The 356-nt window shown below is 54.8% G+C and carries 1 protein-coding gene; it reads right to left on the bottom strand.

The window, feature by feature from the left end; genetic code table 11:
* On the bottom strand, window positions 1-356 hold a 356-nt coding region (locus QEH59_RS18800), incomplete at both ends, for a transposase (RefSeq protein ID WP_308986926.1).

The raw sequence follows: 356 nt of genomic DNA, 5'->3' as shown, positions 1-356 counted from the left end.
TTGGACATTCTGCGGTATTTCGACAGCCATCCGAAGGTTCTCTCGACGATCCACCGCTTAGGCAGAACCTTGAAACCTCTGGTATCATCTCTGCGGCGGACGATATCCAACTGGATCGGTCGCTTACGCTGAAGCTGCCTCACCCACTGGACGAGTTTACCTGCGTATCCACCATCAGCCCAAATGGGTTTAAGCCAACCGAAGCGATTGGTGAGAAGTTCAAGGAGCAACTTCGCGCCGTCGCGATCCTGAATGTTCGCTGGGTGAACCACGGCCAATAGGACTAGTCCAAGGCTGTCCACGAGTAGGTGCCTCTTTCTGCCCACGACGCGTTTGCCTGCATCATAGCCACGGAT

The sequence above is a fragment of the Thalassobacterium sedimentorum genome, assembly GCF_031127905.1.
GTDB classification, from domain to species: domain Bacteria; phylum Verrucomicrobiota; class Verrucomicrobiia; order Opitutales; family Coraliomargaritaceae; genus Thalassobacterium; species Thalassobacterium sedimentorum.
The sequence above is the reverse complement of the archived record's forward strand: the minus strand, read 5'-3'. Positions and strand labels throughout refer to the sequence as shown.